The following is a 5,016-nucleotide window of genomic DNA, read 5'->3' as shown; positions in this document are numbered from 1 at the left end:
GATGGAACATAAGTTTCTCCGGAACACATCCAGTCCGGGAGCACAGTTTCTTCTTTTTTATAATCATTCATCTGTTATGCAGCCTTCTTCTTAAAATCAATTTTCTCTTTCATCATTGAAGAGATAATCTTAAAAATGATCACCAGAAGTGCCACACCCACAACCGCCGAAAGAATATATCCAGTCCACTCAGGTAACCCGGACATAGAATAATCAGGAAACAGGGTTGACAGTTCAAATCCATTGGTCATTCCTGACGGAGTGTATCTGAGCTGGCTTCCGCCACTTACCAGACCAGCGATTTCATCAGCACCCCATTCACCCCAGGCAGTACCGGTTGCCAGAAGTCCCAGAGGAGTCAGTACGATGAGAACAGCCATCAGTATATACAGTGGTTTAAATGCTGTCTTATCCGGAACAGCATCCAATGCTTTTGGTGTAACTTTTTCAACAAAGGTAAGTACCACTACTGTCAGAATAATTTCTGCCAGACCAAATAATGTAATATGTCCGATCATCATTGCAGGTATAGATACACTTAGTGGATACGGACAATAAAGAGCCTGGCCTTCTGCATTTTTGAACAGCAGTGGCTGAATACCAAATTCAACAGCTGCACAAAAGGCCGCAGCATTAATACCTATATATGAACCAATTGCCGCGCTAGGTTTGCGCATACCCGTTTTCTTCAAAAGAAGTTTATACAGGAAAAAGCCCAGATATGGCAATATAAATGCCATATTAAAACAGTTTGCACCAAACGCAAGGATTCCGCCATCTCCAAAAAGAAGTGCCTGTATCAGTAGCGCAATGGAAACCGATATGCACCCGGCTGCAGGACTTCCTGTCAGTATAGCAATAAGAGTTCCTCCTACTGCATGTCCTGTTGTACCGCCCGGAAGCGGAACATTAAACATCATTCCCAGAAATGAGAAGGCAGCCCCAATACCAAGAAGCGGCATCTTTGATTTTGGTATCTCTGTTTTTATTTTATGAATAGAATATCCCCACACCGGAAGCATGGCTGCTGTCATTACAGCACATGTTGACGGGCTTAAATAATTTTCAGGTATATGCATAAATATACTTTCCTTTCCCGTGAAAATATTATTTTATCTGGCGCGCACCTTACAAACAACTGTATTGTAGCACCGCGTTAAAGTGTCAACAACCTACCTAGGGGGATATTTACATATTCTTATCAGGCATGGTTTTGCCTGTATTTTTCATACCACTATCGCAATTCCAAAAAGAAAATCACAATTACGAGAGTACCGCATCCACCAGTCTCCGCGTATATTCTTCCTTTGGTTCATTAATGATATCATCGGGAATTCCGCTTTCCACTACTTTTCCCTCATACAGTACCAGAACCCTGTCACAGAACATCTGGACAAGAGCCAGATTATGGCAAATAAAGATAAAAGACAGCCCCTTCTTCTCTTTCAGGTCTTCCAGAAGCTCCATGATCTGTTTCTGTATGGTTACATCCAGAGCACTGGTTGCCTCATCACAGATCAGAACTTTTGGTTCTACTGCCAGAGCTCTTGCTATCGCAGCCCGCTGACACTGTCCGCCACTTACCTCATGAGGATATCTTTTTGCATATTCCTTCTCAAGGCCGCACTGCTCAAGCAATTCTGCTACTCTTTTCTCCACATCAGCCTTTTTCATTCCACGGTTTCTAAGACTCTCACCAATTCCGTCACCCAGTGTCCTTCTGGGATCAAAAGAACCCACCGGATTCTGAAAAACCATCTGTATATCTCCATATACCTCTTTCAGCTGACTTTGTTTCAGTCTTGTAATATCTTTTCCTTCAAATTTCAATGTACCCTCTGTGATATCAGTCAGCCGGGTGAGCAGCTTTGCTATTGTACTTTTCCCACTGCCGGATTCTCCTACGATTCCCAGCGTTTCTCCTTTTTTTAGTGTAAAGCTTACATCCTTTACCGCTTTCAAAGGATTTTTTCCTCTCTGGGTAAATATTTTTGTTAAATGTTCTGCCTCTAAAAGTATGCTCATACTCTGACCTTCCTTTGCAGCTTTGGTACAGCCTCCAGCAATTTCCTGGTATACGGATCCCGGGGATGATCCAGTACACGGTCTGCTGTGCCATATTCTACTGTTTTTCCATTTTTCAAAACCAACACAGTATCTGCCATTGCCCGGACTACCCCGATATCATGTGTCACGATCACAATTGCAGTTCCAAACAACTCTCTTAACTTAAGCATTTCCCTTACAACCTGACGCTGTACAGACACATCCAGAGCACTGGTCGGTTCATCCGCAAATAGGATGGGCGGATTCATAAGCATGGCAATTGCAATACCTGCTCTCTGATTCATTCCGCCTGACAGTTCAAATGGATAACTGTCCCACACACGCTGACTGTCCTTAAAGTTCAGTTTATCAAACAGATCCATTGCCCTGCTTTTGGCCTCACTTCTTGTTATCTTCGTATGTACACGCATACTTTCATAAATCTGTTCTCCAATGGTGCGGATCGGGCACAGGGAAGCACCTGCATCCTGAAAGATCATGCCAATTCCTGCACCTCTGATCTTTCTTTTTTCTTTCTCCGGTATATCCAGAATATTCTGATTCATATATCGGATATCTCCTCTTGTCACAAGACCATCCGGTCCCAGAAGTCCCATTGCGGCTTTGATCAGGGTGCTTTTCCCACTGCCGGATTCTCCCACAAGGCCAAGTATCTCTCCATGTTCAAGAGAGAAGCTCACATCATGAACCACCGCTTTCCCGCCAAATGATATCTCTACGGAATCGTAGGTCAGTATTTTTCTATCCATTTCTGTAAACCATCCTTGTTAATACTTACCAAATCAGGGGCAAAATATCTTTTGCCCCTGAAATATCATCGTTCACATATTCTTCATTTATTGTTACAGTTTAATTGATATCCAAATCCGCTGTCAGTTCATAATAATCACATGGATGTGCAGTCAGTCCTGTTACATTAGACTGCATGATCATACTCATTCTCAGGTAAGAGCAGAATACATAGGCATTGTCATCCAGGATTGTCTGCTGCATCTGAATCGCCAGATCTGAACGCTTATCTGCATCGAATTCTTGCTTCATCTGTTTTTCCAGATCTTCCAGTTTATCACTGTGATAATGTCCGTTATTGCTTGCAGATTCATCCAGTGTACAGGAAGTGAAGAAATACTCCGGATCTCCTGTAGGTGCAGTTACCATGGCACTTGCATATACATCCCATAATGTAGGATCTTTACGGATAGTATTATTATCAGAGGTACAATTCACCTGAACATCCATACCGATTTCTTTTAAGGTCGCCTGTGCAGACTCTGCAAGAAGCGGAAGCTCCTGACGGCTTGGATAAGTAAGCCAGCGGATTTCCAGTTTCTGTCCGTCTTTTTCACGGATACCGTCACCATCAGAATCCACCCATCCAGCTTTCTCCAGAACCTTTTTCGCCCCATCAGGATCATAGCTCTCTGTTGTCAGATTCTGTCCGCCAAAAGAGAAGGTATCCGGGAAAGCGCCGACTGCGGGATATCCATATCCATTCAGAAGCGCAGACACAAAGCTGTCCTTATCAATACCCATGGCAATTGCTTTACGCACTGCCGGGTCAGATGTTACAGGACTTTCAAAGTTCATCCACGCATAGAATGCACGGCTTGTAGCTGTACTGGTAAATGTAAAGTCATCATTTTCAAATAAGGGATAGCTTGCATATGCCATACCATAGGCAGCATTAATTTCCCCTGCCTGAAGAGCCATTGCCAGTGTATCACCGTCAGAGATTGTGCGGACAGTGATCTCATCCACATTTACATCTCCGTTCCAGTAGTTTTCATTCTTTACAAGATTAACATGATCATCTGTCACCAGTTCAGTTGCCACATAAGGACCTGTACCGATCACGATCCCATCATCACTGACACCTGCCTGCATATCAATAATGCATCCATAAGGATCACTGAGATAATTGATCAGTGCAGGCTTCGGTTCTGTAGTCTTTATGGTAACAGTATTTCCGTCAGCCTCGATAGTATCAATGCAGAGATCTCCTGCTGCACGCTCATGATTGGCAACCAGAGCCTCCAGGCTTTCCTTTACTGCCTCTCCGTCACAGGCACGTCCATTGGAGAACACAACTCCGTCATTCAGTGTGATCTTCCAGGTCAGCTCGTCAATATTTTTATACTCTTTTGCGATCCATGGCTCTATCTCCATGGTATCAGAATAACGGAAAAGAGTTTCCCCTACTCCATAACGGATACACGCCCATCCTGCATATGTATTTTGTGGATTAATATCTGCCTCTTCATTTTCCGCATTAAAGGTGGTATCACCAAATACAAATGTCTTTTTGTCTGCTGCCAGTGTTGGCATAGCTGTCGCTCCTACCGCCAGTCCCAAGGCAATTGCCATTGCCAGAAATTTCTTTGCTCTCATTTTCTTTCCTCCTCGTTTGTTTTCATATTACTTATCATGAACGGCTGTTCTTCGGATCCAGATAGTCACGGACTGTATCACCTAACAGATTGAAAATTGCCACAGATATAAAAATTGCAATTCCAGGTGATAATACTACCCATGGATATGTCTGGATCATACTTCGTCCGCTGCTCATCATACTTCCCCACTCAGCCATGGGAATCTGTGCTCCCAGTCCAAGAAATGACAGGCCCGCAAGCTCCATCATCATAGTACCAATGTCAAGCATGGCTGTTACCAGAACAGGTCCCAGCATATTGGGAAGAATATGCCTGCGCATAATCTGACCTGAGCTGTCACCTGCAAGTATGGCAGCATGAATATAGGGTTCCTCTTTTAATGCCAGAGTCTGCCCTCTGGCAATACGTGAATATTTCGGCCAGCTTACTACTGCCAGTGCTATAACAGCATTCTGAATGCCTCCCCCAAGAATAGCCGCGATCGCCATGGCAAATACAAGCCCAGGGAAAGCAAGACATACATCTGAAATCCTCATCATAACAGCATCTGCAGCTCCGC

At 43.9% G+C, this 5,016-nt stretch carries 5 protein-coding genes; all 5 read right to left on the bottom strand.

The window, feature by feature from the left end:
- Positions 1 to 74: 74 nt before the first annotated feature.
- Positions 75 to 1,079: a cobalt transporter CbiM gene (gene cbiM / locus AC075J_RS04115; protein ID WP_476390051.1), complete on the bottom strand. Its 1,005-nt coding sequence runs from the start codon at positions 1,077 to 1,079 to the stop codon at positions 75 to 77.
- A 184-nt stretch (positions 1,080 to 1,263) separates the two neighbouring features.
- Positions 1,264 to 2,025, bottom strand: a complete 762-nt coding sequence (locus tag AC075J_RS04110) for an ABC transporter ATP-binding protein (RefSeq protein WP_227194225.1) — start codon at positions 2,023 to 2,025, stop codon at positions 1,264 to 1,266.
- Positions 2,022 to 2,816: an ABC transporter ATP-binding protein gene (locus AC075J_RS04105; RefSeq protein ID WP_025577529.1), complete on the bottom strand. Its 795-nt coding sequence runs from the start codon at positions 2,814 to 2,816 to the stop codon at positions 2,022 to 2,024. The genes AC075J_RS04110 and AC075J_RS04105 overlap by 4 nt, the downstream gene beginning before the upstream one ends.
- Before the next feature lie 100 nt (positions 2,817 to 2,916).
- Positions 2,917 to 4,455: an ABC transporter substrate-binding protein gene (locus AC075J_RS04100; RefSeq protein WP_227194223.1), complete on the bottom strand. Its 1,539-nt coding sequence runs from the start codon at positions 4,453 to 4,455 to the stop codon at positions 2,917 to 2,919.
- Positions 4,456 to 4,489: 34 nt separating this feature from the next.
- Positions 4,490 to 5,016, bottom strand: a 527-nt coding sequence (locus AC075J_RS04095) for an ABC transporter permease (RefSeq protein WP_476390050.1), incomplete at its 5' end; no start/stop codon positions are given.

It is taken from the genome of Blautia sp. ZXY-1-C6 (assembly GCF_056339875.1).
Note: the sequence above shows the minus strand (reverse complement) of the source record. Positions and strands in the feature narration are given on the sequence as shown.